Source organism: Lysobacter spongiicola DSM 21749, assembly GCF_900167055.1.
In the GTDB taxonomy this organism is placed as follows: Bacteria; Pseudomonadota; Gammaproteobacteria; order Xanthomonadales; family Xanthomonadaceae; genus Novilysobacter; species Novilysobacter spongiicola.
Genome location: NZ_FUXP01000001.1, coordinates 527,604 through 551,575, shown reverse-complemented (window position 1 = coordinate 551,575; position 23,972 = coordinate 527,604). Strand labels below are relative to the sequence as shown.

Genomic DNA, 23,972 nt, shown 5'->3' with positions numbered 1-23,972 from the left:
CAGTTCAGTCCGATACGTCGATCCCAGCCCGGAGCAGCGCGGTCCGCCACGCCGAGAGCTTGGTCGCGAGCGCCACCGAAGCATTGGCGGGGCTGGTGGATGGCAACCGCTGCAGCTCGAGTCGATGCCCGGGCAGCACGGGGGCGACGAACCGCCGGAAGGTGGCTTCCGCCTTCGCTCCGTTCAACAGGACGTGGCCGATGCCCGGATGCGACCGCAGGAAGGCGCCGAAGTCGTTCGTGAGCGCGGTGGAGTCGATGATCGCGCTGTCCAGGCTGCCTTCGCGCTCGCAGCTCGCCAGTACGTCCCATAGTGCGATACCTGCCTCGCAAAGGCGGCCGCACCGGTCCTGATACGCCAGCGCCGGGCTGGCGCCCAGCAGCGTGCCCATGATCGGCCAGAACAGGTTGCGCGGGTGGGCGTAGTACTGGCCGGCCTGGAGCGAGCGCATGCCGGGCATGCTGCCCAGCACGAGCACCCGGGCATCAGGGCGGGCGATGGGCGGGAAACTCTGGATCATGTCGGTGGAAAACGGGCGATTGAAGGGGAAGGTCCGTGGCGGCCCTGGTCGCCCGCTGCGGTAGAATCCGCGGTTTCCAATACGGGGCAAAGGCCATGGGGCGTCGCAGGATCGTAGCCGGGAACTGGAAGCTGCACGGTGATCGCGGATTCGCCAACCAGTTGCTCGATGCCGTTGTCGCGGCCCCGGCACCGGACGGGGTGGAGCGCATCATCCTGCCGCCGCTGCCTTATCTGGGGGAGCTGGTAGCCCGCTACGGAACCCGGGGCCTCGAGTTCGGCTCCCAGGACGTGAGTGCCCGCGAGAAAGGCGCCTATACCGGCGAGGTCTCGGCGGCGATGCTGGTCGATGTGGGGGCCCGCTACGGCCTGGTGGGCCATTCCGAGCGACGGCAGCACCATGGAGAGAGCAGCGATGTCGTGGCTGCGAAGTACCTTGCGGCCAAGGCGGCCGGACTGGTGCCTATCCTCTGCGTCGGCGAGAGCCTGCGCGAGCGACAGGACGGCCAGACCGAGTGGCGTCTGGAAGAGCAGTTGGGCCCGCTGCTAAGGGCCGGCGTGGAAGTCTTCGACGGCGCGATCATCGCCTACGAGCCGGTCTGGGCCATTGGGACCGGAAAGACCGCCAGCCCGGAGGTCGCCCAGGAAGTACATGCGTTCATCCGTAGCGAAATCGCCGCGCACGATGCTAGAATCGCTGGCTCGCTGCCGATCCTTTATGGCGGTAGCGTGAAGGCCGACAACGCTTCGACGCTGTTTTCGCAGCCCGACGTGGATGGCGGCCTGATCGGAGGGGCCTCGCTGGTGGCCGCCGATTTCAACGCCATCGCAGCCGCGGCGGCGTCCTGAGCGGTTCCGGGCACAGTTCCAGGCCGTACCACTAACGGGTTTCTATCGATGCTGTTGTTCCTCAACGTCATCTATGTGCTGGTCGCCATCGCGATGGTCGCGCTGATCCTCATGCAGCGCGGCGCCGGTGCGCAGGCCGGCTCCGGTTTCGGCGGCGGCGCCTCCGCGACCGTCTTCGGCTCCCGTGGTGCGTCCAGCTTCCTGAGCAATGCCACCAAGTGGCTTGCCATCCTGTTCTTCGCCATCAGCCTGTTCATGGCATGGCAGGCCACCCGCGCCGTTGCCGCTCCGGAAGCGGCGCAGGACCTTGGCGTCATGTCGCAGGTGCCGGTGGCCCCGGCAGCGCCGGAAGGCTCCTCCGCGGTGCCGGTCGCGCCCGAAGTGACGCAGCCCGCTGCTGTCGACAGCACCGTGCCATCGGCTCCCGTGGAGGAACCGACACAATCGGCACCGACAGACCCTGCTAACCAGTAGGTCAACGCGATACAATTAGCGTCAAACGCCCTGCATGGATGCAGGGTGTTCGGTCAGGACGACCGGAAACAGGCAACATCGCTGGATCATGTGCCCAGGTGGCGGAATTGGTAGACGCACTACCTTGAGGTGGTAGCGGCTTAGGTCGTGGGGGTTCGAGTCCCCCCTTGGGCACCACTCCAGCAACGCAACAACACGACGGCCCCCTGTGCCGAAGCACGGCACCGGTGGTGCCCCGAGCCAAGGCCGCGTCCGCGCGGCATAGCCGAGAGAACACGCGTGCTGGCCGAATACCTGCCGACCCTGATGTTCCTGATCGTCGCCAGCGTCATTGGCGTCGCCCTGCTGGTGGTGGGTAATGCGCTCGGTCCGCGCCGGCCGAGCGCGGAAAAGCTCTCGCCGTACGAATGCGGGTTCACCCCTTTCGAAGACGCACGCATGCAGTTCGACGTGCGCTACTACCTCATTGCCATCCAGTTCATCATCTTCGACCTGGAAATCATCTTCATCGTGCCCTGGGCAACGGTCTTCCGTGACCTCGGCGTGGTCGGCCTGATCGAGATGGGCATCTTCGCGAGCATGCTGCTGCTCGGCTTCATCTACGTATGGAAGAAGGGAGCACTCGAATGGGAGTGAACCAGACCCCGACGCTGGGCGACCGCGTCTCCGGGCTCATGCACAACCCGCTTCCGGAAGGTCGCCTCGACGACATCCTGTTGCCGGAGGGCGAGAACCCGCTGCTGAAGCAGGGTTTCGTCACCACCAACCTCGACACCCTGTGGAACTGGGCGCGCACCGGCTCGATGTGGCCGATGACGTTCGGCCTGGCCTGCTGCGCCGTCGAGATGATGCACGCGGGCGCCTCGCGCCTCGATCTCGACCGCTACGGCGTCGTGTTCCGTCCGTCGCCGCGCCAGTCCGACGTGATGATCGTCGCCGGAACCCTCGTCAACAAGATGGCCCCGGCGCTGCGCAAGGTCTACGACCAGATGCCCGACCCGAAGTGGGTGATCTCCATGGGCAGCTGCGCCAATGGCGGCGGTTACTACCACTACTCGTACTCCGTCGTGCGCGGCTGTGATCGCATCGTGCCGGTCGATATCTACGTGCCTGGCTGTCCGCCGACCGCCGAGGCGCTGGTGTACGGCATCCTCCAGTTGCAGAAGAAGATCCGTCGCGGCACCAACTTCGGCGAAAACCGGCAGGGCGTGCGGTGATGAGCGAGAACACCGTTCAGGACGGCGGGGTCCAGTTCCCGGACCAGCTGCGCGCCCGCTTCCCCGATGCCCTCGTCAGCGTGGCCGAACCGCGTGGCGAGGTGACCATTGATGTCGACCCGGCCGACTGGCTCCCGGCAGCCCAGTCGCTGCGCGACGAACTGGGGTTCGACCAGCTGATGGACATCAGTGGTGTCGACTACCTCAGCTACGGCGCGGACGAGTGGGATACCGCCGTGTCCTCCGAAGGTTACTCGCGTGGGGTCGAGGGCAAGGGTGCCGGCCGCTTCCTCTGGGGCGAGGCGCCCAATGGCGCGGCCGATCCGCCGCAGCGCCGCTTCGCCGCCGTGGCGCACCTGCTGTCCGTCCAGTACAACCGTCGTGTGCGGCTGCGCGTGTTCGCGCCCGACGACGATCTTCCCGTCGTCTCGTCCCTGACTTCGGTCTGGCCGGTGGCCAACTGGTTCGAGCGCGAAGCCTTCGACCTGTTCGGCATCATCTTCGAGGGTCACCCGGACCTGCGTCGCATCCTCACGGACTACGGTTTCGTCGGCCATCCTTTCCGCAAGGACTTCCCGCTCATCGGCAACGTCGAGGTGCGGTACGACGCGGAGCGCGAGCGCGTGGTCTACGAGCCGGTGTCGATCGATCCCCGCGTGCTTGTGCCGCGCGTGATCCGTGACGACGCGCGCTACGAAACCTCCGCGGGCGAGAGCGCCGGCAGGAGGGAGGCCAAGCCATGAATACGTCTGTCGAGAATCCCTTCGGCGGCCCGGTGGTGGACGGATCCAGTGCCGGCCATGCCGAGATCCGCAACTACACGATGAACTTCGGCCCCCAGCATCCGGCGGCGCACGGCGTGCTGCGCCTGATCCTGGAGATGGACGGCGAGGTGGTACAGCGCGCCGACCCGCATATCGGGCTGTTGCATCGCGGCACCGAGAAGCTCGCGGAGTCCAAGCCGTTCAACCAGTCGGTTCCGTACATGGACCGGCTGGATTACGTGTCGATGATGTGCAACGAGCACGCCTACGTGCGTGCCATCGAGACGCTCGTCGGTGTCGACGCGCCGGATCGCGCGCAATACATCCGCACGATGTTCGACGAGGTCACGCGCCTGCTCAACCACTTGATGTGGTTGGGTTCGAACGCCCTCGACCTCGGTGCGATGGCGGTGTTCCTGTACGCGTTCCGCGAGCGCGAAGAACTGATGGACTGCTACGAAGCAGTCTCCGGTGCGCGCATGCACGCCGCCTACTATCGTCCGGGCGGCGTCTATCGCGACCTGCCGGACCACATGTTGAAGTACAAGGAGTCCCCCTGGCGCAAGGGCAAGGACCTCAAGCGCTTCAACGAGTGGCGCGAGGGCTCGCTGCTCGATTACCTGGACGCTTTCGCGGATGACTTCCCGCGCCGCGTCGACGAGTACGAGACCCTGCTGACCGACAACCGCATCTGGAAGCAACGCACGGTCGGCGTGGGCGTGATCAGTCCGGAGAAGGCGCTGGCCTGGGGCATGACCGGCCCGATGCTGCGCGGCTCCGGCGTCGAGTGGGACCTGCGCAAAAAGCAGCCCTACGCCAAGTATGCGGAAGTCGATTTCGACATCCCGGTTGGCGTGAACGGTGACTGCTACGACCGCTATTTGGTTCGCGTCGCCGAGATGCGCGAGTCCACCCGCATCATCAAGCAGTGCGTGAAGTGGCTGAAGGCGAATCCCGGGCCGGTAATGACCGACAGCTTCAAGCTTCGCCAGCCGTCGCGCGAGGAGATGAAGGAGTCGATGGAAGCCATGATCCATCACTTCAAGTTCTTCACCGAGGGCTACTGCGTTCCGGCGGGCGAGACCTACTGTGCGATCGAGGCGCCCAAGGGCGAGTTCGGCTGCTACCTGGTGTCCGACGGCGCCAACAAGCCGTTCCGCTGCAAGTTGCGCGCACCGGGCTTCGCCCACCTCTCGTCGATGGACGAGATCGTGAAGGGCCACATGCTGGCGGACGTGGTGGCCATGATCGGCACCTACGACGTCGTGTTCGGCGAGATCGACCGCTAGCGCGGCGATCGCTGAGGATCTACCCAAGAATGAAAGCGACCGGAAATTTCGAGGCCTGCCGACACGTCGACCCGCTGGTGGCGTTGTCCGACAAGACGCGTGCCCACATCGACCACTGGGTGGCCAAGTTCCCGCCGGACCGCAAGCGTTCGGCGGTGCTGCAGGGCCTGCATGCGGCACAGGAGCAGAACGGTGGATGGCTGAGCGACGAGATCATCGCCGCCGTCGCCAAGTACCTGTCGCTCCCGCCGGTCTGGGCGTACGAGGTCGCCACCTTCTATTCGATGTTCGAGCTTGAGCCGGTCGGCCGGCACAACGTCGCCTTCTGCACCAACATCAGTTGCTGGCTCAACGGCGGCGAAGAGATGGTGGCCCACGCGGAGAAGAAGCTGGGCTGCAAGGTCGGAGAATCCAGCGCCGACGGCCGGGTATTCCTCAAGCGCGAGGAAGAGTGCCTCGCGGCTTGCTGTGGTGCGCCGGTGGTGGTGATCAACGGCCACTACCACGAGAACCTCGACAAGGCGAAGGTCGACGAACTGCTGGACGGGTTGGAGTAGGGCATGGCGCACGACGATTCGCACCACGACTACAGCAAGGGCTACGGCCCGGTGGGGCCTGCACCGCAGGAGCACAACGTCGTCTACACGACGCTGCACTTCGACACGCCGTGGTCGTACGACAACTACCTCAAGACCGGCGGCTACAGTGCCTGGCGCAGGATCCTCGAAGAGAAGATCGCGCCGGCCGACGTCGTGGAGATGGTCAAGCAGTCCGGCCTGCGTGGCCGTGGTGGCGCAGGTTTTCCGACCGGCCTGAAGTGGAGCTTCATGCCCAAGGGCAGCGGCACCCAGCAGTACATCCTGTGCAACTCCGACGAGTCCGAGCCGGGCACGGCCAAGGACCGCGACATCCTGCGCTTCAATCCGCACGCCGTCGTGGAGGGCATGGCGATCGCCTGCTACGCGACCGGCTCCACGGTGGCCTACAACTACCTGCGCGGTGAGTTCCATCACGAGCCTTTCGAGCATTTCGAGCAGGCGCTGAAGGAGGCGTACGACAACGGCTGGCTCGGCAAGAACGTGCTTGGCAGCGGCGTCGACGTCGACATCCACGGCGTCCTCGGCGCCGGTGCCTACATCTGTGGCGAGGAAACCGCGCTGATGGAGTCGCTGGAAGGCAAGAAGGGCCAGCCGCGCTTCAAGCCACCGTTCCCGGCCAACTTCGGCCTGTACGGCAAGCCGACCACCATCAACAACACCGAGACCTATGCCTCGGTGCCGGCGATCGTACGCAACGGCGCCGAATGGTTCCTCAACCTGGGCAAGCCCAACAACGGCGGCGCCAAGGTGTTCTCGGTCTCCGGCCACGTGGCGCGCCCGGGCAACTACGAGATCCGTCTGGGCACCCCGTTCTCCGAGTTGCTGGAGATGGCCGGCGGCATGCGCCCCGGGCGCACGATCAAGGCAGTGATCCCGGGTGGATCGTCCATGCCGGTGCTGCCGGGCGAGACCATGATGGGCCTGACGATGGACTACGACGCGTTGCAGAAGGCCGGCTCCGGCCTCGGCTCCGGCGCGGTCATCGTGATGGATGACACCGCCTGCATGGTGCGCGCCTGCCAGCGCATCGCACGGTTCTACTTCAAGGAAAGCTGCGGCCAGTGCACGCCGTGCCGCGAGGGCACCGGCTGGATGTATCGCATGGTCAGCCGCATCGCCGAGATGAAGGCGAGCCTCGCCGACCTCGAGATGCTGCGGACCGCAGCCGGCCAGATCGAAGGCCACACCATCTGTGCGTTCGGAGAGGCCGCGGCCTGGCCGATGCAGGGCTTCATCCGCCATTTCCGGCACGAATTCGAATACGCGATCACGAACAAGCGCTTCCTCGTCGATGACCAGGCGGCGGGCAAGGTGGAGAAGGCCGCATGAGTGCGCAGCCGAGCAACCCGAACGTGCCGCCGGACCACGTCACCATCGAGATCGATGGCGTCGAGATGTACGCGCCGAAGGGTTCGATGATCATCCAGTCGGCCGACAAGGCCGGGATCCCGGTGCCGCGTTTCTGTTACCACGACAAGCTGAGCATCGCGGCGAACTGCCGCATGTGCCTGGTCGACGTGGAGAAGATGGGCAAGCCGGCACCGGCCTGCGCGACGCCGGTGATGGACGGCATGAAGGTGTCGACCCGCTCCGAGAAGACGCTGGGCGCCCAGCGCAACGTGATGGAGTTCCTGCTCATCAACCATCCGCTCGACTGCCCGGTGTGCGACCAGGGCGGCGAGTGCGAGCTGCAGGACCTGTCGATGGGCTATGGCCGGTCGGTCAGCCGTTTCGCCGAACGCAAGCGCGTGGTGCCCGACGAGGACATCGGTCCGCTGGTGGCGACCGAGATGACGCGTTGTATCCACTGCACGCGTTGCGTCCGGTTCACCGCCGAGATCGCGGGTACCTACGAGCTGGGTGGCATGTCGCGCGGCGAAAACCTGCAGATCGGCACCTATGACGGCAAGCCATTGACGACGGAGCTTTCCGGCAACGTCATCGACGTCTGTCCGGTGGGTGCGCTGACCAACAAGCCGTTCCAGTTCCGTGCGCGGGCTTGGGAGATGCTGGCGCGGGAGTCGCTGGGCTACCACGACGCCCTCGGTAGCAACCTCTTCCTGCACGTCCGCCGGGGCGAGGTGATGCGTGCTGTCCCGCGCGACAACGACGCCGTCAACGAGTGCTGGCTGTCCGATCGCGACCGCTACTCGCATCTGGGCATGTATGCCGCCGACCGCGCGTCGGTCCCGATGGTGAAGGACGGCGGTGAATGGCGTGAAACGACCTGGGAGGAGGCGCTGGCCAAGGCTATCGCGATCCTGCGCGACAACGGCGCCGACCAGTTGGGCATGCTGGTGCACCCGGCCACCTCCAACGAAGAAGGCACGCTGCTGGCACGTCTCGCCGACGCGCTCGGTACCGGCAACCTGGATCACCGCATCGGGCAGCGCGACCTTTCCGATGGCGCCGTGGCCGAAACCTTCGGGATGCCGGTGGCCGACATCGAGTTGGCCGACCTGGTGGTGATTGTCGGCTGCAACCTGCGCCACGAGCTGCCGCTGGTGAACGCGCGCGTGCGCAAGGCGTGGCGGAACGGTGCGAAGGTGCACGTGGTCAATCCGGTCGACTTCGACCAGACATTCGACGTCGACGGCAAGCACATCGTCGCGCCCTCGAAGATCGCGGCGACGCTGGATGACGCAGCGTTGCGTGAAGCGGTCGGAGCCGCGTCCCGTGCCGTGGTGATCGTGGGCGGGTTGGCCGAGAACGGCAGCCATGCCGCCGCGATACGCACGGCCGTGCGTAGTTTCGCCTCGGCGACCGGGGCAGCCCTGTGTCGCATCCCGCTAGGCGCCAACGCCGTCGGCCTGTCCGACCATGGCGTGCTTCCGCGTACGCGGGATGCCAACGGCATGCTGGCCGATCCGCGCTCCGCCTACGTCATCTACGGGATCGAGCCGGGCCTGGACTTCGCCGATACCGCCGCCGCGATGCAGGCACTGGGTCGGGCGCAGGTGGTGGCCTTCAGCCACTTCGCGTGTGAATCCACGCGCGCGGTCGCCGACGTCATCCTGCCGATCGGGCTGCTGCCTGAGATCGATGCGACGCTGACCAACCTGGACGGCCGCGAGCAGGCTGCGATCGCCGGCGGGAAGTTGCCTGGCCTGGCGCGGCCGGGTTGGCGCGTGCTGCGCGCGCTCGGCGGCGAACTGGGAGCGGAAGGCTTTGGTTTCACCGACCTTGCCGGGCTTCGGGATGGCATGTCCAAGCGTGAAGTGACTCCCGTGGCGGGCAAGGCTGCCGATATTGCCGGCGACGGGCTCGAAGTCGCGGCCACCACGGCGATCTATCGCGGCGACGCGGTGGTCCGTCGATCCGGGCCGCTGCAGTCGCATCCGCTGAACGTGTCGCCCCGCGCCTCGCTGCATCCGGAGGACGCTCGCGCCATCGGGCTCGAGCAGGGCGCCACCGGCAAGTTCGATACCGCGGCGGGCGTGGCCACGCTGCCGGTCGATATCAATCCGAACGTCGCGCGCGGGACCCTCTGGGTCGAGGTCGGGCACGGTGCCACCGCACCGCTGCGCAGCGGCCGCGTCACGGCGAGGGGGGCTTGAGCATGTGGTTCGACCCGTTCCGTGACTGGTTGTTGTCGTTCGGGGCTGCCGGCGCCGCCCTTTGGATCGTGCTCAAGATCCTCGCCATCGCGATGCCGGTGATCATCGCCGTCGCGTTCTACGTGTTGTGGGAGCGCAAGCTCATCGGCTGGATGCACGCCCGCCGTGGACCGATGTACGTCGGCATGGGCATCCTCCAGACGTTCGCCGACGTCTTCAAGCTGCTCTTCAAGGAGGTCGTGCAGCCGACCGCGGCCTCGCCGTTCCTGTATCGCCTCGCCCCGCTGATCGTGCTGGTACCTTCCTTCGCAGCTTGGGCGGTGGTGCCGTTCGATGCGCAGGTGGTGCTGTCCAACGCGAACGCCGGCCTGCTCTACCTCCTGGCCATGACCTCGCTCGGTGTGTACGGGATCATCCTCGCCGGCTGGGCTTCCAACTCGAAGTACGCCTTCATCGGTGCGATGCGCGCGGCCTCGCAGATGGTGTCCTACGAGATCGCCATGGGCTTTGCGCTGGTCGGCGTCATGGTGGCCTCGGGCAGCCTGAACCTGTCGATGATCGTGATGGCGCAGGCCGGCAACGCGGGCCTGTTCGAGTGGTTCTGGCTGCCGTTGCTGCCGCTGTTCATCATCTTCTTCGTATCCGGCGTCGCCGAGACCAACCGTGCGCCGTTCGACGTGGTGGAGGGCGAGTCGGAGATCGTGGCCGGCCACATGGTCGAATACTCGGGTGCGTCCTTCGCGCTGTTCTTCCTCGCCGAATACGCGAACATGATCCTGGTCAGCTTCCTGGTCTCGATCTTCTTCGTCGGTGGCTGGCTGAGCCCCTTCCAGGGCCTCGGCATCCCGCTGCTGTCGGTCGATGGCTGGTGGTGGCTGCTGGCCAAGGTCTTCTTCTTCGCCAGCGCCTACATCTGGTTCCGTGCGACGTTCCCGCGCTACCGGTACGACCAGATCATGCGCCTGGGCTGGAAGGTCTTCATCCCGCTCTCGATCGCATGGATCGTGGTGGTGTCGCTGATGGCGTACCACGACGTCTTCCTGCCGGGGCAGTGAGAAAGCTATGAATCGCATCACCTCCTATTTCAGAAGCCTGCTGCTGATCGAGCTGGCCCAGGGCATGGCGCTCACGCTCAAGTACCTGTTCCGGCCCAAGTACACGCTGATGTACCCGATGGAGAAGACGCCGCAGTCGCCGCGCTTCCGCGGCATGCACGCCTTGCGCCGGTACGCAAACGGGGAGGAGCGCTGCATCGCCTGCAAGCTGTGCGAGGCGGTGTGCCCCGCGCTGGCCATCACCATCGATTCGGAGCGCCGGGAGGACGGCAGCCGCCGCACCACGCGTTACGACATCGACCTGTTCAAGTGCATCTACTGTGGGTTCTGCGAGGAGTCCTGCCCGGTGGACTCGATCGTCCAGACCCACATCCACGAGTACCACTTCGACCAGCGTGGCCAGAACATTGCCACCAAGCCGCAGCTGCTGGCGATCGGTGACCGGCTGGAAGCCGAGATCGCCGAGCGCCGCGCCGCCGACGCCCCCTACCGCTGAGCCCGCCATGGATCTCGCCTTCATCGCCTTCATCGTCTTCGCGCTCACCGCCGTGGCGTCCGCCATCGGCGTGATCAGCGTCCGCAACCCGGTCCACGCCGCGTTGTCGCTGGTGCTGACGTTCTTCTCGGTGGCCTGCGTGTGGATCATCGCCGGTGCCGAGTTCCTCGGCGTGGCGCTGATCCTGGTCTACGTCGGGGCGGTGATGGTGTTGTTCCTGTTCGTGGTCATGATGCTGGACATCAACGTCGGACCGATGCGAACGGGCTTTGTGCGCTACCTGCCGTTCGGCCTGCTGGTGGCGGTGGTCATGCTGGTGGAGATCCTGGTGCTGATCGGCATCAAGGCGCAGATGTCGGTCCCGCTGTCGGCGGATCCGTCGGCGGGGATATCGAATGTCGAGTGGCTCGCGACCTCGCTGTTCACCACCTACCTGCTGCCGTTCGAGACCGCCGCGGTGATCCTGACCATCGCGGTGATCGCAGCGGTCATGCTGACCCTGCGCCAGCGCGGCGGAACCAAGCGCCAGAACCCGGGCGACCAGTCCCGTGTCAAGTCGACCGACCGCGTGCGCATGGTCAAGATGGCGCCGTCGCAGTCGGCACCGGCGCCCGAGCCGGGCTCGCTGTACGACTCGCCGGCCGATACCGAGGTGAAGCCATGAACCTGCTCGCGTCCGGCCTGACGCCGGGACACTTCCTCGCACTCGGTGCCGCGCTGTTCTGCATCAGCGTCGCCGGCATCTTCCTCAACCGCAGGAACGTGATCGTGCTGCTGATGTGCCTGGAGCTGATGCTGCTGGCGGTCAACATCAACTTCGTCGCGTTCTCGCGCCAGCACGGAGATCCATACGGCCAGGTGTTCGTGTTCTTCATCCTGACGGTGGCGGCCGCCGAGGCCGCGATTGGCCTGGCGATCCTCGTCACGCTGTTCCGCAACCGGCGCACGGTCAACGTCGCCGAACTCGATACGATGAAGGGCTGATCCGATGCCGGGTGCTGAAATCTACGGTGGCCACATGATCTCCAGGTCGCTGCTGGTCGCGATCGTGCTGGCGCCGCTGCTGGGCGCGATTATTGCCGGCCTGTTCGGGCGTCGTGTCGGGCGGGCCGGTGCCCACACCGTCACCATCCTTGGCGTCGGCGCGAGCTGCGTGATGTCGGCCTGGGTGCTCTGGCAGCTGGTCGGGCAGGGCGCCGCGCCGTTCAACGAGAACATCTACACCTGGTTCCAGGTGGGCGGGCTGGAGGCGAACGTCGGCTTCATGGTCGACAAGCTCACCGCGATGATGATGGTCGTGGTGACGTTCGTGTCGCTGCTGGTGCACATCTACACCATCGGCTACATGCACGAGGATCCCGGCTACCAGCGCTTCTTCAGCTACATCTCGCTGTTCACCTTCTCGATGCTCATGCTGGTGATGAGCAACAACTTCCTCCAGTTGTTCTTCGGCTGGGAGGCGGTGGGCCTGGTGTCGTACCTGTTGATCGGGTTCTGGTTCAAGAAGCCGACGGCGGTGTTCGCCAACCTCAAGGCGTTCCTGGTCAACCGCGTGGGCGACTTCGGCTTCCTGCTCGGCATCGCCGGCGTGGTGCTGATGTTCGGGTCGCTGGACTACGGCGTGGTCTTCGCCAATGCCCCGACGATCGCGAACATGAACATGTCGATCATCGACGGCTACGAATGGTCGGTGCCGACGGTGATCTGCATCCTGTTGTTCATCGGTGCGATGGGCAAGTCGGCGCAGGTGCCCCTGCACGTCTGGCTGCCGGACTCGATGGAAGGCCCGACCCCGATCTCGGCCCTGATCCATGCCGCGACCATGGTGACGGCGGGCATCTTCATGGTGGCCCGGATGTCGCCGCTGTTCGAGCTCAGCCAGACGGCCCTGAACTTCGTGCTGTTCATCGGCGCCACCACGGCCTTCTGGACCGGCCTGATCGGCATCGTGCAGAACGACATCAAGCGCGTCGTGGCGTATTCGACGTTGTCGCAGCTGGGTTACATGACGGTGGCTCTGGGTGTCTCGGCCTACAGCGCGGCGGTGTACCACCTGATGACGCACGCCTTCTTCAAGGCGCTGCTGTTCCTGGGCGCCGGCTCGGTGATCATCGCGATGCACCACGAGCAGGACATGCGCAAGATGGGCGGCCTGAAGAAGTACATGCCGATCACCTACTGGACCATGTTGCTGGGCACGCTCGCGCTGGTTGCCACGCCATTCTTCAGCGGCTTCTACTCCAAGGACACCATCATCGAGGCGGCGCACCTGGCGAGCGAGCGCGCCGGCTGGATCGGGACCTACGGTTACTGGGCCGTGCTGCTGGGCGCCTTCGTCACCTCGTTCTACAGCTTCCGCCTGCTGTACCTGACCTTCCACGGCAAGGAGCGCTTCCGCCAGACGGCCGATTCCCACGCGCGCGATGCGCATGGTCCGCATGGACAGGAGACGCACCACGAACCGCTGGACGACGACGGACACGGCCATCATGGCCATGCGCACCAGCATGAGCCCCATGAGTCCCCGTGGGTGGTCACGGTGCCGCTCATCCTGCTCGCCATTCCCTCGGTGCTGATCGGCTACTTCACCGCAGGCCCGATGCTGTTCGGTACCGACTGGACCGGCCACCACGAGCAACTCCCGTTCTTCCTGGGCGCCATCGACCTCGCGGCAGCCAACGACGTCATGGCTACCCTGAAGGCCGAGGTCTGGCACGGTCCCGCACAGTTCGCGCTGCACGGCCTGCAGTCGCCGGCGTTCTGGCTCGCGTTCGGTGGGTTCGTTCTCGCGACGGTGATGTACTGGTGGAAACCGGCGCTGGCTGCCCGGGCGCGCCACATGTTCGCCTGGCCGGTGCGTGTACTCGAGAACAAGTACGGCTTCGACACCCTCTGGATCACCGGGTTCGCCGGCGGCAGCGTGCAGATGGGCAAGGTCTCGCGGGCCATCGATACCCACGTGATCGACGGCGCCGCAGTCAATGGCAGCGCGTCGCTGGTCGGGCTGGTCGCGCGCCTGGCGCGCCGGCTGCAGTCGGGCTTCCTCTACCACTACGCGTTCGCGATGATCCTCGGCCTGATTGTGTTGCTGGCCCTGCTCATCCGGACCTTGAACTGACCAGGACCGCGACGTGACCCAAGAGCCTCTCCAAAGCGCGCTGCCCTTGCTGAGCCTGCTTGTCTGGCTGCCGATCATCGGCGGCTTCATCACCCTTGCGCTCGGCGAAGGGCGGGCCAACGCTGCGCGCTGGTTCGCCACCGGAATTGCCGCGGTGACGCTGTTGTTGTGCGTGCCGATGCTGACCGGCTTCGACATGGCGACGCCGGCGATGCAGCTGGTCGAGGACCACGCGTGGATCCCCGCGTTCGACATCCGCTACCACCTCGGGGTGGACGGCATCTCCGCCGCCCTGATCGCACTGACCGCGTTCACTTCGGTGCTGGTACTCATCGGCGCGTGGGGCGTGGACAAGCGGGTGAGCCAGTACTACGCGTGCTTCCTCATCCTCGAGGGCTTGATGGTCGGTGTGTTCGCGGCACTGGACGCGATGCTGTTCTACGTGTTCTTCGAGGCGATGCTGATCCCGATGTTCATCATCATCGGCGTCTGGGGCGGTCCGCGCCGCGTGTTCGCCTCGGTGAAGTTCTTCCTCTACACCTTCCTCGGCTCGCTCTTCATGCTGGTGGCGCTGATCTACCTGTACATGAAGGGTGGCAGCTGGCAGCTGGCGGACCTCTACCAGCTCCAGCTGACCGCGTCGGAGCAGATGTGGATCTTCTTCGCCTTCCTGGTGGCATTCGCGGTCAAGGTACCGATGTTCCCGGTGCATACGTGGCTGCCGGATGCGCACGTGGAGGCGCCGACCGCGGGTTCGGTCATCCTGGCCGCGATCATGCTGAAGATCGGTGGCTACGGCTTCCTGCGCTTCGTGCTGCCGATCGTGCCCGATGCCGGCGCCGAGTGGGCGTGGCTGGTGATCGCCCTCAGCCTGGTGGCCATCATCTATGTCGGCCTGGTCGCACTGGCCCAGGACGACATGAAGAAGCTGGTGGCGTATTCCTCGATCTCGCACATGGGCTTCGTGACCCTGGGTACCTTCATCGCCTTCGGGCTGGTGCGTGACTACGGCAACCTCGACGGCGCGCGGCTGGGCCTGCAGGGCGCAATGGTGCAGATGGTCAGCCATGGCTTTATCTCGGCCGCGATGTTCACCTGCATCGGGGTGCTGTACGACCGCATGCATACCCGGCGCATCAAGGACTACGGCGGCGTCGCCAACGTGATGCCTTGGTTCGCGGTGTTCTACGTGCTGTTCGCGATGGCCAACGCCGGTTTGCCCGGCACCTCGGGTTTCGTCGGCGAGTTCATGGTCATCATCGCCAGCTTCCAGAAGCACCCGATGATCGCTTTCGCCGCGGCAACCACGCTCGTCCTCGGTGCCGGCTACACCCTGTGGCTGGTCAAGCGCGTGCTGTGGGGCGACGTGGCCAATGAGAACGTGGCGAAGCTGCGGGACATCAATCCGCGGGAAGTGTTCGTGCTCGGTGCGTTCGCGGCAGGCACGCTCCTGATCGGCATCTGGCCCAAGCCGCTGACTGACCTGATGGAACCTTCGATCGCCAACCTCGCCATGCAGATCGCCGCTTCCAAGCTTTAACCGACAAGCCGCGCCACTCGCGCGACCACCAGAGAAATGCCAATGGTTCCCGTACGTTCCGCTGCCGAACTGATGCCGATGCTGCCCGAGCTGGTCCTGGTCGGCGGCGCCTTCGCGCTGCTGATGCTGGATCTGTTCCTGTCGGAGCGGCAGCGGATCATCACCCATGCCTGCTCGATCGGACTGCTCGTCGCGGTGACGGCGATGCTGGCGTTTGGCGTGGGCGGGCAGGGCGAAGTGCTCAGTGGCATGTTCGTCCGTGATGGCGTGGCCGACGTGCTCAAGATCACGATCGCGGCTGTCGCCGCGCTGTCGATGGTCTACCTGTGGCCGTTCCTGCGGGCGCGCGGCCTGTACAAGGGCGAGATCCCGGTGCTCATGCTGTTCGCGACGCTGGGCATGATGCTGCTGGTGTCTGCCGGATCGATGGTCATGATCTACGTCGGGCTGGAAATGCTCGCGCTGTGCCAGTACGCGCTGGTGGCACTTGATCGTGACAACCCGACTGCGTCGGAGGCCGGCATCAAGTACTTCGTGCTCGGCGCCCTGGCCTCTGGCCTGTTGCTGTACGGCATGTCGCTGGTCTACGGCGCGACCGGGACGCTGCAATTGCAGGCCATCGCCGACTCCATCGCCGGTTCCCCGGCGCCGACCATGCTGGTGACCGGCGTGGTCTTCATGGTGGTTGCGATCGGCTTCAAGTTCGGTGCCGCCCCGTTCCACATGTGGTTGCCGGACGTCTACCACGGTGCGCCGACGCCGATCACGCTGTTCATCGGTTCTGCGCCGAAGCTCGCCACCTTCGGCATGGCCTATCGGCTGCTCGAGGTGGCCGCCGGACCGCTGGAGGATCATTGGCGCCTGATGCTGGCGGGCCTGGCGGTGCTGTCGCTGGTGATCGGCAACCTCGGCGCGATGGTGCAGACCAACCTCAAGCGCATGCTGGCGTACTCGACCATCTCCCACGTCGGCTTCCTGTTCATGGGCTTTGCCGGGGGCGGTGACCAGGGCTTCGCCGCCGCGTTGTTCTATTCGATCAGCTATGCCTTGATGGCGACCGCGGCATTCGGCGCGATCGTCGTGCTCGCCAGCCGCGGCTTCGAGGCCGATGCGATTTCGGACTACAGGGGGCTCAACGCGCGCGATCCTTGGATGGCGGGCATGGTCCTGTGCATCATGGTGTCCCTCGCCGGCGTGCCGCCGTTCCTCGGCTTCTGGGCCAAGCTCGCGGTGCTGCAGGCGGCCCTGCAGGGCGACATGCTGTGGCTCGCCATCATCGGCATCGTGTTCGCCGTGGTGGGTGCCTTCTACTACCTCGGCGTGGTCAAGGCGATGTACTTCGATGAACCCGAAGGCGAGATGCCGGTCTCCAGCAGCGGGCGTCCGACACGGCTGGTGTTCGGGATCAATGCGCTGTCGCTGCTCGCGCTGGGTTTTGCCTGGAGCCCGATCATGGCCTGGTGCCAGCGGGCCTTCGGGATCTGAAAGAAAAAGCCTGTTCAGGCTTGCGTAGTTCGAAGACCGTCGCTATCATGGACGGCCTGATGCGGGGTGGAGCAGTCTGGCAGCTCGTCGGGCTCATAACCCGAAGGTCGCAGGTTCAAATCCTGCCCCCGCTACCAGCTTCGGCTGATCAAGGAAGCCTCGTTCGAGGCTTTCTTTTTTAGCCAAAGGCTCGGGCTTGGTGACGCGCACTGCTCTCGCGTCACGCCGACATCCAGCGGTACGGACAAGGGGCCCTTCGGGCCCTTTTTGTTTACGCCGGTTCCGGGATTGCCCGCAGCCCAACTCGCCAGTCGCAACCGCAGGAGCTTCAGCGCGTGACGGACAAAGCGGCCGAAATTTCAAACCTGCTCGCCCCGACGGTGGAGTCGCTGGGCGTCGAGCTGCTGGGCATCGAGTACCTGCCCGGATCCGGTGGCGCAACGCTGCGCCTGTACATCGACGTGCCCGCGGGCGAGGCCGACCAGCAGGGTGAGCCGCGCCTGGTGAGCATCGAGGATTGCGAAGCGGTCAGCCGCGAAGTCTCGGCCCAGCTCGACGTGGAAGATCCGATCAGTGGCAACTACACCCTCGAGGTGTCGTCGCCGGGGATCGACCGCCCACTGTTCAACCTGGAGCATTTCAAGCGCTTCCAGGGCGAGACCGCGAAGGTCACGCTCAAGCTCCCCCAGGAAGGCCGCAGGCGCCTGACCGGCCGCATCGAGCGGATCGAGGGAAGCACCATCGTATTCGTCGTCGATGGCGCGGAAATCCAGGCGGACATCGAGAACATCGACAAGGCGCGGCTGGTCCCGGACTGGGCTGCGCTGGGCCTGGAGCCTGTCAAGCCGGGCAAGCCCGGTGCCGGCAAGGCCAGGGCGAACAAGAACCAACCCGAAAATCCCACCAACAAGCCGGCGTCGGACGATCCGACCCCGGTGGAGTAACGAGATGAGCAAGGAACTGTTGCTGGTCGTTGATGCCGTCGCCAACGAAAAGGGCGTACCGGAATCGGTGATCTTCGAGGCGATCGAAGCCGCACTGGCATCGGCGGCGAAGAAGCGCTACCAGGACGAGGACGTCCTGGTGCGGGTCAAGATCGATCCGAAGGATGGCAGCTACGAGACCTTCCGCCGGATGGAAGTGGTGGCCGACGACGTCGTCATGGAGTCGCCCGACCGCCAGATCCGCCTGATGGACGCCGTCGATGAGGTCGAAGGCGTCGAGGTCGGCGACTACATCGAAGAGCAGATCGAGAACCCGGGCTTCGGCCGGATCGCGGCGCAGGCGGCCAAACAGGTCATCGTGCAGCGCGTGCGGGAAGCCGAGCGCGCCCAGGTCGTCGACCAGTGGAAGGACCGCGTCGGCGAGCTGGTGACCGGCATCGTCAAGCGCGTGGAGCGCGGCAACATCTACGTCGACCTGGGCGGAAACGCCGAGGCGATCATCCCCAAGGACAAGGGCATCCCGCGCGACGTGCTGCGCGCCGGCGATCGCGTGCGCGGCTACCTGTTCGACGTGCGTTCCGAGCCGCGCGGCCCGCAGTTGTTCATCAGCCGCGCCGCGCCCGAGTTCATGATGGAGCTGTTCAAGCTGGAAGTGCCGGAAGTCGGCCAGGGCCTCGTGTCGATCATGGGTTGCGCCCGTGATCCCGGCGACCGCGCCAAGATCGCGGTGCTTGCGCATGACAACCGCACCGATCCGATCGGCGCGTGCATCGGCATGCGCGGTTCGCGCGTGCAGGCGGTGACCAACGAACTCAACGGCGAGCGGGTGGACATCGTGCTGTGGTCGGACAACCCGGCGCAGTTCGTGATCAACGCGATGGCGCCGGCCGAGGTGCAGTCGATCATCGTCGATGAAGAGAAGCACTCGATGGATCTCGCGGTTGCCGAAGACCGGCTGGCCCAGGCGATCGGCAAGGGCGGCCAGAACGTGCGCCTCGCCAGCCGCCTCTCGGGCTGGCAGCTGAACGTGATGACGCAGGACCAGGTGACGGAGAAGTCCGAGGCCGAGCAGGCCGCCGCGCGCCAGGTCTTCCAGGACAAGCTCGAGGTCGACGAGGAGATCGCGAACATCCTGGTCACGGAAGGCTTCAGCACCGTCGAGGAGATCGCCTACGTGCCGGTCGGCGAGCTGCTGGCGGTCGAAGGTTTCGACGAGGACATCGTCGAGGAGCTGCGGGCCCGCGCCCGCGATGCCCTGCTCAACGAGGCGCTGGCGGCGGAGGTGGAGCTCGACGAGCACCAGCCGGCCGAGGACCTGCTCTCGTTGGAAGGCATGGATGAAGAACTCGCCTACGCCCTTGCGGCTCGAGGGGTGGTCACCCGGGACGACCTGGCCGACCTCGCCACCGACGAGCTGACCGACCTGGAGAACGTCGACGAGGACCGTGCCGCCGCGCTGATCATGGAAGCGCGCAAGCACTGGTTCGAGTGATGCCTCCGCCCAGGGCTGCGGCGCTCGCGCCGCAGGGCTAGAATTGATTGATCACGCGCGGGGCGGTGCCCCAGCGCCACAGGACACGGAAACCGAATGTCGCAGCAAACCACGATCCGCAAGCTGGCCGCACTGGTGAACACACCGGTCGAGAAGTTGCTGGAGCAGCTGGCCGAGGCCGGCATGCCCTTCAGCGACCCCGACCAGGTCGTCTCCAGTACCGAGAAGGTCAAGCTGCTCGGCTTCCTGCGCCGTACCCACGGCAAGGTCGACAAACCGGCCGCCGAGGGTGATGCGCCCAAGAAGATCACCCTCAGCCGCAGCCGCAAGCAGGAACTCACCGTCGGGGGCGGCAAGACGCGCTCCACGGTGGATGTGGTGGTGCGCAAGAAGGTGACCGTGGTGCGCCCGGAGGCCGGGCAGGAGCAATCGCCGGGGGACGAGCGCGCGGAGATCCTGCGCAAGCTCGAGGAGTCCAAGCAGCGCAACCTGGCAGAGCAGAAGGCCCTGGCCGAAGCTGATCGCCTGCGTGCCGAGGAAGCCGAACGCGTCAAGCGCGAGGCCGAGGAGGCCGAGCAGCGCCGCATTGCCGAGGCCGCAGCGGCACAGGCGGCCGCCGAGGCCGGCACGGTGCCCGCGGACGACGACTCGCGCAAGGTTCCGCCGGCGCACGGCCACGGCCATCCCAAGGCGCCGGCACGTACCGACGATCGCGCCGCGCCGCGCCACAAGACCCGCGGCTCCCATGTGATGGCAACCGGGGTCGAGGACGACGACCGGACCAAGCGCTTCGCTGGGCAGATGCACCTCAGCGCCGCCGAGCGTGCACGCCGCACCAACAGCACGCGTGGCCGTGCGAAGCCGCGCCGCCATCCCGATCAGAGCCGTACCGGTACCGGTTTCACCAAGCCGACCGCCCCGATCGTGCGTGACGTTGCCATCGGCGAGACGATCACCGTGGCCGACCTCGCGCAGAAGATGGCGATGAAGGGTGGTGAAGTGGTGAAGGCGCTGTTCAAGATGGGCGTGATGGCGACCATCAACCAGAGCATCGACCACGACACCGCCGCCCTCGTCACCGAGGAGCTCGGGCACAACGTGGTCCGTGCCGATGCGTCCGACGTCGAGAACGAGCTGCTGGCACACGTGGAGAGCGTCGAAGGCGATGCCGTCGCGCGTCCGCCGGTCGTCACCATCATGGGCCACGTCGACCACGGCAAGACTTCGCTGCTGGACTACATCCGGCGGACCAAGGTCGCGACCGGCGAGGCGGGTGGCATCACCCAGCACATCGGTGCCTACCACGTCGAAACCGACAAGGGCGTCATCAGCTTCCTGGATACCCCGGGCCATGCGGCGTTCTCGTCGATGCGCGCCCGTGGTGCCAAGCTCACCGACATCGTGGTGCTGGTGGTCGCCGCCGACGACGGCGTCAAGCCGCAGACGATCGAGGCGATCCAGCATGCGAAGGCGGCCAGTGTTCCGCTGATCATCGCGGTCAACAAGATCGACAAGTCCGGCGCGGATCCGCTGCGGGTCAAGAACGAGCTGCTCGAGCAGGAAGTCGTGGCCGAGGAATTCGGTGGTGACGTGCAGTTCGTCGAGCTCTCGGCCAAGACCGGCCAGAACGTCGACTCGCTGCTCGATGCGATTTCGCTGCAGGCCGAGTTCCTGGAGCTGAAGGCGGTGGCCGAGGGCCGCGCCAACGGCGTGGTGATCGAGTCCTCGCTGGACAAGGGCCGCGGCCCGGTGGCGACGGTACTGGTCCAGCAGGGCGAACTGAAGAAGGGCGACTACCTGGTCTGCGGCGTGCAGTATGGCCGCGTCCGTGCGTTGTTCGACGAGACCGGCTCGCAGGTCGAGGGCGCCGGTCCTTCAATCCCGGTACAGGTGCTTGGCCTGTCGGGCGTACCCGACGCCGGCGACGATTTCGTCGTCGTCGAGGACGAGCGCTTGGCCAAGGACGTCGCCGAGCAGCGCGATGCCAAGCGCCGCGAGTCGCGTCTGGCACAGGGCGGCAACCGCATGGAAGACATCATGGCGCAGCTCGGCCAGGGTGAAGGCCAGCTCAGCCTGCCGCTGATCATCAAGGCCGACGTGCAGGGCTCCGTGCAGGCGTTGCGCGAGGCGCTGACGGCGCTGTCGACGGACGCGATCCGGATCAACGTCATCGGCTCCGGCGTGGGTGGCATCACCGAGTCCGACGCCCAGCTGGCATCGACCTCGAAGGCCACCATCATCGGCTTCAACGTGCGTGCCGACGCCACCGCCCGCAAGGTCATCGAGACCAACGGCGTGGACCTGCGCTACTTCTCGATCATCTATGACGTGATCGACCAGGTGAAGCAGGTGGCCTCCGGCATCCTGGGCGTGGAGATCCGCGAGGAGATCATCGGTACCGCCGAGGTCCGCGACGTCTTCCGCAGCTCCAAGTTCGGCGCCGTCGCCGGCTGCATGGTGGTCGAGGGCGTGGTCAAGCGCACCAAGCCGATCCGCGTACTGCGCGACAACACCGTCATCTTCGAGGGCGAGCTGGAATCGCTGCGCCGTTTCAAGGAGAACGTCGACGAGGTGCGCGAGAACACCGAGTGCGGCATCGGCGTGAAGCAGTACAACGACGTCAAGCCGGGCGATCAGATCGAGTGCTTCGAGCGCATCGAAGTGCAGCGCACGCTGTAACCGGCCATGGCGCAGAAATCGTTCTATCGCAGCGACCGTGTCTCCGCCCAGCTCCGTCGCGAGCTGGGCACGCTGGTCCACGCAGCCGTGCGGGAGCACGGCCTGCCGTCGGTCAGCGTGTCCGACGTCGAAGTCACCCGCGACCTGGCCCATGCCAAGGTGTTCGTCACCGCCCTGCAGCCGGAACGTGCGGCCGAGGCGATGAAGGGCCTCAAGGAACTGGTGAAGCCCATTCGCTATGAGCTGGGCAAGGCGATGAAGCTGCGCCACGTGCCGGAGCTGCACTTCCACTACGACGAATCCGTCGACCGTGGCGAGCGCATCGAGACACTGTTGCGCGAGAATCCCCCGACACCTGCCGAAGAAGAGGGCGGGGCGGGCCAGTAGCGCCCGTCGCCCGCTTCGCTCTTTGTAGGAGCGGCTTCAGCCGCGATCGCAGACCGGTATGTACAACCGACCATCCGATCGCGGCTGAAGCCGCTCCTGCGGGACATCAACAACCGGGAGCCGCCTGACCGCGATGACCCAGCGCCCCCGAACGAAATTCCGATCCCTCGATGGTCTGCTGCTGCTGGACAAGCCGGCGGGCCTGAGTTCCAACCAGGCCTTGCAGCGGGTACGCCACCTGTTCCGCGCCGAAAAGGGCGGCCACACCGGCAGCCTGGATCCTCTGGCCACCGGCCTGCTGCCGATCTGTTTCGGCGAAGCGACCAAGATCGCCGGACTGCTCCTGGGCGCTTCCAAGGCCTATGAGACCGTCGCGGTGCTGGGTCTCACCACCGATACCGACGATGCCGACGGCCAGGTGCTGCGCGAGCGCGAAATACCGCAGCTCGACGCCGCCGCCATCGAGGCCGCATTGGTGCCGCTGCGTGGCGCAATTCGCCAGCGTGCCCCCATCTACTCGGCCCTCAAGCAGGGCGGTGAACCCCTGTATGCGAAGGCGCGCCGCGGCGAGTCGATAGAAGCACCGGAGCGCGAGGTCCAGGTGCATTCGATCGAACTCCTGGAACGCGACGGCCCGCGGCTTCGGCTCCATGTCGAGTGCGGCTCGGGCACCTACATCCGCAGCCTCGTGCGCGATCTGGGCGAGGCGCTCGGCTGCGGCGCCCATGTGGAGTGCCTGCGCAGGCTATGGGTGGATCCGTTCCGGGGCCAGCCGATGTTCACCATCGAGGCGCTGCAGGCCTTGTCTGAACAGGGGGGGGAAGCGCTGGAAGGCTGCCTGCTGCCCATATCCGCGGGGCTGTCAGACTTCCCGGCGGTCACGCTGGACGGCCAGCAGGCGACGCGGCTGTCGCATGGACAGAGCCTGCAGATGCCGGCGCCGGCTGAACCGTGCGAACCGGTGGCGATCTACGGGCCGGCCGGGCAGGTTCTCGGGCTCGGAAGCATGGACGGGGGCGGGTTGCTGCGGCCCCGCAGGCTGTTCAGCTGGGCATCGGCCAGCCCCACCTGACGGGCGGCGGGCCGGCTGCTTGTGGCCCTCCGGTACGGGGGCTACAATTCGCGGGCTTTTCAAGCATCAATCGCAACATCCCCTAGGCAAGCGGCGGACCAGGCGGTGCGTCGGCGTTGGCATTTCCAGCGCCGGGCGCGTTCTGCGGGTCGCGCATCAAACAGAGAAACAACATGCCCATCGACACCAGCAAGGTCATCGAAGAAAACAAGCGCGGCGATAACGACACCGGTTCGCCGGAAGTCCAGGTCGCCCTGCTCACGGCCCGGATCGAACAGCTCCAGGGCCACTTCAAGGCGCACAAGCAGGACCACCACAGCCGTCGTGGCCTGTTGATGATGGTCAACCGTCGTCGCAGCCTGCTCGACTACCTGAAGCGCAAGGACAACCAGCGCTACAAGGCCCTGATCGAGAAGCTGGGCCTGCGTCGCTGATC

General features: G+C 65.9%; 23 protein-coding genes and 2 tRNA genes. 24 read left to right on the top strand and 1 reads right to left on the bottom strand.

Annotated elements, in window-relative coordinates; translation table 11 throughout:
• Positions 1-4: 4 nt before the first annotated feature.
• Entirely contained in the window at positions 5-520 is a 516-nt protein-coding gene (locus B5D37_RS02550) for a DNA-deoxyinosine glycosylase (RefSeq protein ID WP_078757111.1), read from the bottom strand.
• Positions 521-615: 95 nt separating this feature from the next.
• Here B5D37_RS02550 and tpiA point away from each other — a divergent pair, with 95 nt between their 5' ends.
• From tpiA to rpsO, 24 genes are all read left to right on the top strand, one after another.
• The gene (gene tpiA / locus B5D37_RS02545) at positions 616-1,368 is read left to right on the top strand and encodes a triose-phosphate isomerase (RefSeq protein WP_078757110.1); all 753 of its coding nucleotides are present in this window, start codon (positions 616-618) and stop codon (positions 1,366-1,368) included.
• Between the two features lie 48 nt (positions 1,369-1,416).
• A complete protein-coding gene (secG, locus tag B5D37_RS02540; RefSeq protein WP_078757109.1) occupies positions 1,417-1,842 on the top strand; it encodes a preprotein translocase subunit SecG in 426 nt (141 codons plus the stop codon).
• A gap of 92 nt (positions 1,843-1,934) precedes the next feature.
• Positions 1,935-2,019, top strand: a tRNA-Leu gene (locus B5D37_RS02535).
• A 102-nt stretch (positions 2,020-2,121) separates the two neighbouring features.
• Entirely contained in the window at positions 2,122-2,478 is a 357-nt protein-coding gene (locus B5D37_RS02530) for an NADH-quinone oxidoreductase subunit A (RefSeq protein ID WP_078757108.1), read from the top strand.
• On the top strand, positions 2,469-3,059 hold the full coding sequence (locus B5D37_RS02525) for a NuoB/complex I 20 kDa subunit family protein (RefSeq protein WP_078757107.1): 591 nt from the start codon (positions 2,469-2,471) through the stop codon (positions 3,057-3,059). The genes B5D37_RS02530 and B5D37_RS02525 overlap by 10 nt, the downstream gene beginning before the upstream one ends.
• A complete protein-coding gene (locus B5D37_RS02520) occupies positions 3,059-3,802 on the top strand; it encodes an NADH-quinone oxidoreductase subunit C (protein WP_078757106.1) in 744 nt (247 codons plus the stop codon). The genes B5D37_RS02525 and B5D37_RS02520 overlap by 1 nt, the downstream gene beginning before the upstream one ends.
• Before the next feature lie 80 nt (positions 3,803-3,882).
• Positions 3,883-5,112: an NADH-quinone oxidoreductase subunit D gene (locus B5D37_RS02515; RefSeq protein ID WP_234987701.1), complete on the top strand. Its 1,230-nt coding sequence runs from the start codon at positions 3,883-3,885 to the stop codon at positions 5,110-5,112.
• 29 nt (positions 5,113-5,141) lie between these two features.
• Entirely contained in the window at positions 5,142-5,669 is a 528-nt protein-coding gene (gene nuoE, locus B5D37_RS02510) for an NADH-quinone oxidoreductase subunit NuoE (protein WP_078757104.1), read from the top strand.
• 3 nt (positions 5,670-5,672) lie between these two features.
• A complete protein-coding gene (gene nuoF, locus B5D37_RS02505) occupies positions 5,673-7,040 on the top strand; it encodes an NADH-quinone oxidoreductase subunit NuoF (RefSeq protein ID WP_078757103.1) in 1,368 nt (455 codons plus the stop codon).
• Positions 7,037-9,268, top strand: a complete 2,232-nt coding sequence (gene nuoG, locus B5D37_RS02500; RefSeq protein ID WP_078757102.1) for an NADH-quinone oxidoreductase subunit NuoG — start codon at positions 7,037-7,039, stop codon at positions 9,266-9,268. The genes nuoF and nuoG overlap by 4 nt, the downstream gene beginning before the upstream one ends.
• Before the next feature lie 2 nt (positions 9,269-9,270).
• Positions 9,271-10,323, top strand: coding sequence for an NADH-quinone oxidoreductase subunit NuoH (nuoH, locus tag B5D37_RS02495; RefSeq protein ID WP_078757101.1), 1,053 nt, complete (start codon positions 9,271-9,273; stop codon positions 10,321-10,323).
• Between the two features lie 7 nt (positions 10,324-10,330).
• Positions 10,331-10,819 (top strand): NADH-quinone oxidoreductase subunit NuoI, encoded by a 489-nt coding sequence (gene nuoI / locus B5D37_RS02490; protein ID WP_078757100.1) that lies wholly within the window; start codon positions 10,331-10,333, stop codon positions 10,817-10,819.
• Between the two features lie 7 nt (positions 10,820-10,826).
• A complete protein-coding gene (locus tag B5D37_RS02485) occupies positions 10,827-11,483 on the top strand; it encodes an NADH-quinone oxidoreductase subunit J (RefSeq protein WP_078757099.1) in 657 nt (218 codons plus the stop codon).
• The gene (gene nuoK / locus B5D37_RS02480) at positions 11,480-11,803 is read left to right on the top strand and encodes an NADH-quinone oxidoreductase subunit NuoK (protein ID WP_078757098.1); all 324 of its coding nucleotides are present in this window, start codon (positions 11,480-11,482) and stop codon (positions 11,801-11,803) included. Before B5D37_RS02485 ends, nuoK begins: the two co-directional genes overlap by 4 nt.
• A gap of 34 nt (positions 11,804-11,837) precedes the next feature.
• Positions 11,838-13,937, top strand: a complete 2,100-nt coding sequence (gene nuoL / locus B5D37_RS02475; RefSeq protein ID WP_078757453.1) for an NADH-quinone oxidoreductase subunit L — start codon at positions 11,838-11,840, stop codon at positions 13,935-13,937.
• A gap of 13 nt (positions 13,938-13,950) precedes the next feature.
• Positions 13,951-15,477 carry an NADH-quinone oxidoreductase subunit M gene (locus B5D37_RS02470; RefSeq protein ID WP_425478015.1) on the top strand — a complete coding sequence of 509 codons (1,527 nt, stop codon included), beginning with the start codon at positions 13,951-13,953 and terminating at the stop codon, positions 15,475-15,477.
• A 36-nt stretch (positions 15,478-15,513) separates the two neighbouring features.
• Entirely contained in the window at positions 15,514-16,962 is a 1,449-nt protein-coding gene (gene nuoN / locus B5D37_RS02465) for an NADH-quinone oxidoreductase subunit NuoN (RefSeq protein WP_078757097.1), read from the top strand.
• A gap of 60 nt (positions 16,963-17,022) precedes the next feature.
• Positions 17,023-17,099, top strand: a tRNA-Met gene (locus B5D37_RS02460).
• Between the two features lie 198 nt (positions 17,100-17,297).
• A complete protein-coding gene (gene rimP / locus B5D37_RS02455) occupies positions 17,298-17,906 on the top strand; it encodes a ribosome maturation factor RimP (RefSeq protein ID WP_078757096.1) in 609 nt (202 codons plus the stop codon).
• Positions 17,907-17,910: 4 nt separating this feature from the next.
• A complete protein-coding gene (nusA, locus tag B5D37_RS02450; protein WP_078757095.1) occupies positions 17,911-19,398 on the top strand; it encodes a transcription termination factor NusA in 1,488 nt (495 codons plus the stop codon).
• Positions 19,399-19,494: 96 nt separating this feature from the next.
• Positions 19,495-22,077 (top strand): translation initiation factor IF-2, encoded by a 2,583-nt coding sequence (infB, locus tag B5D37_RS02445; RefSeq protein ID WP_078757094.1) that lies wholly within the window; start codon positions 19,495-19,497, stop codon positions 22,075-22,077.
• 6 nt (positions 22,078-22,083) lie between these two features.
• Complete coding sequence (gene rbfA, locus B5D37_RS02440; protein ID WP_078757093.1) at positions 22,084-22,464, top strand: 30S ribosome-binding factor RbfA; 381 nt, start codon at positions 22,084-22,086, stop codon at positions 22,462-22,464.
• A gap of 133 nt (positions 22,465-22,597) precedes the next feature.
• Entirely contained in the window at positions 22,598-23,536 is a 939-nt protein-coding gene (gene truB / locus B5D37_RS02435) for a tRNA pseudouridine(55) synthase TruB (protein WP_078757092.1), read from the top strand.
• A 173-nt stretch (positions 23,537-23,709) separates the two neighbouring features.
• A complete protein-coding gene (gene rpsO / locus B5D37_RS02430) occupies positions 23,710-23,970 on the top strand; it encodes a 30S ribosomal protein S15 (protein WP_078757091.1) in 261 nt (86 codons plus the stop codon).
• Positions 23,971-23,972: the final 2 nt, after the last annotated feature.

Coding starts and splice junctions, on each gene's coding strand:
- nuoE (WP_078757104.1), top strand. CDS start 5,142: ATGAAAGCGACCGGAAATTTCGAGGCCTGCCGACACGTCGACCCGCTG.
- nuoK (WP_078757098.1), top strand. CDS start 11,480: ATGAACCTGCTCGCGTCCGGCCTGACGCCGGGACACTTCCTCGCACTC.
- nuoF (WP_078757103.1), top strand. CDS start 5,673: ATGGCGCACGACGATTCGCACCACGACTACAGCAAGGGCTACGGCCCG.
- tpiA (WP_078757110.1), top strand. CDS start 616: ATGGGGCGTCGCAGGATCGTAGCCGGGAACTGGAAGCTGCACGGTGAT.
- nuoN (WP_078757097.1), top strand. CDS start 15,514: ATGCCAATGGTTCCCGTACGTTCCGCTGCCGAACTGATGCCGATGCTG.
- infB (WP_078757094.1), top strand. CDS start 19,495: ATGTCGCAGCAAACCACGATCCGCAAGCTGGCCGCACTGGTGAACACA.
- B5D37_RS02485 (WP_078757099.1), top strand. CDS start 10,827: ATGGATCTCGCCTTCATCGCCTTCATCGTCTTCGCGCTCACCGCCGTG.
- secG (WP_078757109.1), top strand. CDS start 1,417: ATGCTGTTGTTCCTCAACGTCATCTATGTGCTGGTCGCCATCGCGATG.
- B5D37_RS02525 (WP_078757107.1), top strand. CDS start 2,469: ATGGGAGTGAACCAGACCCCGACGCTGGGCGACCGCGTCTCCGGGCTC.
- nuoG (WP_078757102.1), top strand. CDS start 7,037: ATGAGTGCGCAGCCGAGCAACCCGAACGTGCCGCCGGACCACGTCACC.
- nusA (WP_078757095.1), top strand. CDS start 17,911: ATGAGCAAGGAACTGTTGCTGGTCGTTGATGCCGTCGCCAACGAAAAG.
- nuoI (WP_078757100.1), top strand. CDS start 10,331: ATGAATCGCATCACCTCCTATTTCAGAAGCCTGCTGCTGATCGAGCTG.
- B5D37_RS02520 (WP_078757106.1), top strand. CDS start 3,059: ATGAGCGAGAACACCGTTCAGGACGGCGGGGTCCAGTTCCCGGACCAG.
- B5D37_RS02515 (WP_234987701.1), top strand. CDS start 3,883: ATGAACTTCGGCCCCCAGCATCCGGCGGCGCACGGCGTGCTGCGCCTG.
- truB (WP_078757092.1), top strand. CDS start 22,598: ATGACCCAGCGCCCCCGAACGAAATTCCGATCCCTCGATGGTCTGCTG.
- nuoL (WP_078757453.1), top strand. CDS start 11,838: ATGATCTCCAGGTCGCTGCTGGTCGCGATCGTGCTGGCGCCGCTGCTG.
- rbfA (WP_078757093.1), top strand. CDS start 22,084: ATGGCGCAGAAATCGTTCTATCGCAGCGACCGTGTCTCCGCCCAGCTC.
- B5D37_RS02550 (WP_078757111.1), bottom strand. CDS start 520: ATGATCCAGAGTTTCCCGCCCATCGCCCGCCCTGATGCCCGGGTGCTC.
- rpsO (WP_078757091.1), top strand. CDS start 23,710: ATGCCCATCGACACCAGCAAGGTCATCGAAGAAAACAAGCGCGGCGAT.
- nuoH (WP_078757101.1), top strand. CDS start 9,271: ATGTGGTTCGACCCGTTCCGTGACTGGTTGTTGTCGTTCGGGGCTGCC.